Source organism: Xanthobacter sp., assembly GCF_041911315.1.
Classification (GTDB): domain Bacteria; phylum Pseudomonadota; class Alphaproteobacteria; order Rhizobiales; family Xanthobacteraceae; genus Xanthobacter; species Xanthobacter aminoxidans.
On record NZ_JAYRPE010000014.1, the window covers coordinates 1 to 4,644 of the forward strand.

Consider the following 4,644-nt stretch of genomic DNA (forward strand, 5'->3'; position numbering starts at 1 on the left):
CCTCCCGCAACCAGCCGGCGCGGCCGGCTGCTCCGGCGACACCCACCCTTGTGACCCAGCCGCCGGACGAGGCGGTGATGGGCGCGCGGGAGGCCGCCCGGGCCGCCGCGAGCCTCGAGGAACTGAAGGCGATCCTCGACGGCTTCGAAGGCTGCGCGCTGAAGCGCACCGCGAGCCGGCTGGTGTTCGCCGATGGCAATCCGGCCGCGAAGGTCATGTTCGTGGGCGAGGCGCCGGGCCGCGACGAGGACCAGCAGGGCCTGCCCTTCGTCGGCCGCTCCGGCAAGCTGCTGGACCTGATGCTGGCCTCCATCGGCCTCGACCGCACCAGCGCCTACATCGCCAACGTCATTCCCTGGCGCCCGCCGGGCAACCGCACGCCGACGCCGCAGGAAACGGCGGTGTGCCTGCCCTTCATCGCCCGGCAGATCGAGCTGGCGGACCCGGATATTCTCGTGTGTCTGGGCGGCCCCTCGGCGCAGGCGCTGCTCGGCACCACCGAGGGCATCACCAGGCTGCGCGGCCGCTTCATGGATTACGACACCGGCACGCGCACCATCCGCGCCATCGCCACCTTCCACCCGGCCTACCTGCTGCGCACGCCACTCGGCAAGCGCTTCGCCTGGCGCGACATGCTGGCGGTGGAGGCGCTGCTGGCGGGGAAGGGCGGGGGCTGAGGGGGAGGCGGCGGGGGATTTCCTCTATGTCGCCGCGCCAGCCTTGGCGCTTTGAGCCAGCGTCATGGCCGGGCTTGTCCCGGCCATCCACGTCGGGCCGACGGATCACGCGTCAAAAGGCGTTCCCAGTCGAACCACGTGGATGCCCGGGACAAGCCCGGGCATGACGGCGCGTGGGAGGCGATGGCGGTGGTGTGCGATGGCAGCGCTCAGGCGCGCCCGCTACTTCCCATACCCCAGCGGGGCGCTGACCAGCGAGGAGTTGCGGTAGCGGGGGTCGGAGGTGACTTCCTCGCCCACCCAGTCGGGCAGGTCCACCTGCTGGTCGATACCGTCCAGTTCCACCTCGGCCATGACGAGGCCGTCATTCTCGCCCTCGAACACGTCCACGGTCCACAGGCGGCCGGCATGCTGGACGGAATAGCGGGTCTTCTCGATGAGCGGCCGGGCGCAGAGCGTCTCCAGCATCACCCGCGCATCCTCGACGGGGATGGGATATTCGAACTCGGCCCGCGCGAGGCCCTGCGTCTTGCCCTTCACGGTGATGAAGGCGTCGCCGTCGGCGATGCGGATGCGCACCGTCGCCCCATCCTGCGAGAGGTAGCCCTGGCGGATGGGCGTGGCGCGCGCGCCCGCCCGCCATGCGTGGGAGGTGACGAGGAACTTGCGCTCGATCTCGACGGGCATCTTTCGGCCGGTTGGGCTGTGGATGGCCCAGCATAGACCGAAGGGGGCGCCCCTCGTCCAGCCCCGCGGAGGACGTCCAACCCCCCATGTGGCCGAAGAAAACGATTTCAGACTGCCGCATGCGTCAACAGGCAGCACATTACGAAGCGTCGACTCCGGTCAGGCTCATGCTTCGCAGCGACGGGAGCACGCGCGGAACGTGCGCTCCCGTCCATGCTGCACGCGTCAGGCGTGGGCCTTGGACTTGCTGCTCTTCGCCGCCCCGGTGTCGAAATCGTCCCGCGAGGGCGGGTTGGTGGCGCCGATGGTGGTGATGCGCATGATGTTGGTGGTGCCGGGCTTGGCGAAGGGCACGCCGGCGGTGATGGCGAGGCGGTCGCCCGGCTTGCCGAGGCCGTGCTCCACGGCGGTGCGCACGGCGGTGTCCACCATCTCGCCGAAGGAGTGAATGTCCTCCTTCATGTGCACGGCGTGCACGGCGTAGGACAAGGCGAGGCGCCGCGCGGTCTCGACCTTGGGGGTGAGGCCGAGGATCGGAATGGCGGGCCGCTCGCGCGCGGCGCGCAGGCCGGTGGTGCCCGACAGGGTGAAGGCCACGAACGCCGAAGCATCCACCGCGATGGCCGCCTGATAGGTGGCCTTGGTCACGGCGTCGCCGATGGTCTTGCCCCATTCCGACTGGGTGGCGTCGAGCACCTGCCGGTAGCCGGGATCGCACTCCACATGGCGGATGATGTCGTCCATGAAGGTCACGGCCTCCACCGGGAACTGGCCGGCGGCGGTCTCGGCGGAGAGCATCACGCAGTCCGCGCCCTCATAGACGGCGGTGGCCACGTCCGACACCTCGGCGCGGGTGGGCACGGGGGCGGTGATCATGGATTCCAGCATCTGCGTCGCCACGATCACCGGGCGGCCGTACTTGCGGGATTCCGCGATCATGCGCTTCTGCAGCGCCGGCACCTCGGCCAGCGACATTTCCACGCCGAGATCGCCGCGCGCCACCATGATGGCGTCGGACAGCTCCACCAGCTCGGTGAGATGCTCCACCGCGGCGGGCTTCTCCATCTTCAGCATGATGGCGGCGCGATCCTTGATGAGGCCGCGCGCCTCGTGAATGTCCTCCGGCCGCTGCACGAAGGAGAGGGCGATCCACTCCACCCCCGCCTCGCAGGCGAATTCGAGGTCGTGGCGGTCCTTCTCCGTGAGGGGAGAGAGGGGCAGCACCACGTCTGGGATGTTGAAGCCCTTGTTGTTGGAGAGCTTGGTGCCCGCCACCACCTGGGCCTCCAGGAAGCCGGCGCCCTTCTTCACCACCTTCAGGCGCACCTTGCCGTCGTCGCACAGCACGGTGGAACCGACGGTGAGGGCCTCAAGGATGTCGGGGTGGGGAATGGGCACGCGGGTCTCGTCGCCGGGGCGGTCCACGTCGGCGTCGAAGTGGAGCACGTCGCCCGCCTTGAGCGCGATGGAGCCGTCCTTGAAGCGGCCGATGCGGAGCTTGGGACCCTGCATGTCGGCGATGACGCCGATGGGCCGGTTCATCTCCTTCTCCAGCCGCCGGATGCGGGCCAGCACCTCGCCGTGATCGGCCTGGGTGCCGTGGGAGAAGTTGAGCCGGAACACGTCCACGCCGGCGAGGAACAGCGCCTTCAGCTTCTCCTCGCTGTTGGAGGCGGGCCCGACCGTGGCGACGATCTTGGTGGCGCGCTGGCGCTTGAGGGGGTGATGGCGCTTGTTGGGCATGTGTCGTCCTCCGGCTGGCGCGTTCGCGCTCGGTTCAGTGTCTTCTAGAGCATTTTCAGGCGAGGGGGGCTCTGGCTCTCATGAAGAAAATGCGTGAACTCAAGAGCCTGGCTCGCCTCCCGTCCGCCGAACGGCAATCGATGTAGTCGATATCATGCGCGTCTTTGATGTACGCATAAAGTCGCATAAACGGCAGCAGGGCTGACCGTTGCGGGCATCTCAGGCGTCCGTTTCGCCCCCCGTTCGGCGCCGGAGGTGGGGGCGCAATTTGAGGCGGCGGAGGCGCGCCGGGAACGCTGTCGGCGCGCCTCTTCCGAAGGGGCCACGCGGACCCGTCCGGGATGCCGGCGGCGCGGGGGAGGAAACCGTCCGCGCCGCCAAGGGTGTTGCCTTAACCCTTGTTGCCATCGTCATGCCCGGCCTTGTGCCGGGCATCCACGTCGGTCCGATGGGAAGATGCCCAGAGGGTGTTCCCGGCCGTCCCACGTGGATGGCCGGGACAAGCCCGGCCATGACGGCGGTAAAGCGCCCTCAGGCGTCCGGGGTCACGGTGTGGTTGGCCATCAGCTCGAGGGCCTTCACCATGGCGGAGTGGTCCCACTTGGAGCCGCCATGGGCGGCGCAGGCGTTGAACAGCTCCTGGCAGGTGGCGGTGTTGGGCAGGCTCACGCCCAGCGCCTTGGCGCTCTGGAGGGCGAGGTTGAGGTCCTTCTGGTGCAGCTCGATGCGGAAGCCCGGATCGAAGGTGCGCTTCACCATGCGGTCGCCGTGGATCTCGAGGATCTTGGAGGAGGCGAAGCCGCCCATGAGCGCCTCGCGCACCTTGGCCGGGTTGGCACCCGCCTTGGAGGCGAACAGCAGGGCCTCGCCCACCGCCTCGATGGTCAGCGCGACGATGATCTGGTTGGCCACCTTGGTGGTCTGGCCGTCGCCATTGCCGCCGACGAGGGTGATGTTCTTGCCCATCTTCTCGAACAGGGGCTTCACCTTGTCGAAGGCACCGTCCGGCCCGCCCACCATGATGGTGAGGGAGGCGGCCTTGGCGCCCACCTCGCCGCCGGAGACCGGGGCATCGAGATAGTCGCAGCCGAGCGCGTTGATCTTCTGGGCGAAGCCCTTGGTGGCGACCGGGGAGATGGAGCTCATGTCCACCACGATCTTGCCGGCCGAGAGGCCTTCGGCGACGCCGCCCTTGCCGAACAGCGCCTCTTCCACGTGCGGGGTATCCGGCACCATGGTGATGATGATGTCGGCCTGCTTCGCCACCTCGGCGGAGGAGGCGCAGGCGGTGGCACCCTTGGCGGTCAGCGCCTCGGGCACCTTCACCACGTCATAGACGAACAGCGTGTGCCCGGCGTCGATGAGGTGGCCGGCCATGGGGGCGCCCATGATGCCAAGGCCGATGAATCCCACGTTCATGTGCGTTTCTCCTGAAGAGTGCTTTTGCGTATTGGCGAGGGCTTCTCCCCTCTCCCCTCGCGGGAGAGGGGCCGGGGGTGAGGGGGGCGGCGCCGGCCCCCACACCCCGCCCCCCGCG

Annotated in this window: 4 protein-coding genes; 1 reads left to right on the forward strand and 3 read right to left on the reverse strand. The window is 68.8% G+C overall.

Features of this window, described 5'->3' with window-relative positions; all coding sequences use genetic code 11:
• On the forward strand, window positions 1-677 hold a 677-nt coding region (locus ACE3QW_RS05585), incomplete at its 5' end, for a uracil-DNA glycosylase family protein (protein WP_374250771.1).
• 222 nt (window positions 678-899) lie between these two features.
• Here the strand turns inward: ACE3QW_RS05585 and ACE3QW_RS05590 are convergent.
• The 3 genes from ACE3QW_RS05590 to glxR all read right to left on the reverse strand — a co-directional run bounded on the left by ACE3QW_RS05590 (window position 900) and on the right by glxR (window position 4,526).
• Window positions 900-1,364 carry a CYTH domain-containing protein gene (locus ACE3QW_RS05590; protein WP_029556689.1) on the reverse strand — a complete coding sequence of 155 codons (465 nt, stop codon included), beginning with the start codon at window positions 1,362-1,364 and terminating at the stop codon, window positions 900-902.
• A gap of 225 nt (window positions 1,365-1,589) precedes the next feature.
• Window positions 1,590-3,107: a pyruvate kinase gene (gene pyk / locus ACE3QW_RS05595; RefSeq protein WP_051678950.1), complete on the reverse strand. Its 1,518-nt coding sequence runs from the start codon at window positions 3,105-3,107 to the stop codon at window positions 1,590-1,592.
• A gap of 531 nt (window positions 3,108-3,638) precedes the next feature.
• Window positions 3,639-4,526 carry a 2-hydroxy-3-oxopropionate reductase gene (gene glxR, locus ACE3QW_RS05600; protein ID WP_374250772.1) on the reverse strand — a complete coding sequence of 296 codons (888 nt, stop codon included), beginning with the start codon at window positions 4,524-4,526 and terminating at the stop codon, window positions 3,639-3,641.
• Between the last annotated feature and the right edge of the window lie 118 nt (window positions 4,527-4,644).

Coding starts and splice junctions, on each gene's coding strand:
- ACE3QW_RS05590 (WP_029556689.1), bottom strand. CDS start 1,364: ATGCCCGTCGAGATCGAGCGCAAGTTCCTCGTCACCTCCCACGCATGG.
- pyk (WP_051678950.1), bottom strand. CDS start 3,107: ATGCCCAACAAGCGCCATCACCCCCTCAAGCGCCAGCGCGCCACCAAG.
- glxR (WP_374250772.1), bottom strand. CDS start 4,526: ATGAACGTGGGATTCATCGGCCTTGGCATCATGGGCGCCCCCATGGCC.